Here is a 260-nt window from a genome sequence, read left to right as displayed (position 1 = left end):
GTTTTTTGGTCGCGGCCTGGCTACTCTGGCGTGCTCGCAAACAAAGCGACCTGCAAGCCTTGGCTGGTTTTGCCATCATGATGGCGGTGTGGTGTTTTGGCCATGTGGTGCTGTTTCATGGTTATGAACGTATTGGTATTTATATAATTCTGGCCAATCCACTGATGCCTACTTTTTTCCTGCACTTTGCGATTCGGTTTGTAAACTCCGGTGCTGCCAGAGAAGATAAACTTGATCGTCTTTATCAAACGGTTCCCTGG

Annotated in this window: 1 protein-coding gene; it reads left to right on the top strand. The window is 47.7% G+C overall.

What is annotated here, in order from left to right; all coding sequences use genetic code 11:
- On the top strand, window positions 1-260 hold a 260-nt coding region (locus tag Q4563_RS20690), incomplete at both ends, for a hypothetical protein (RefSeq protein WP_303605853.1).

The sequence above is a fragment of the Gilvimarinus sp. 1_MG-2023 genome, assembly GCF_030548285.1.
Note: the sequence above shows the minus strand (reverse complement) of the source record. Positions and strands in the feature narration are given on the sequence as shown.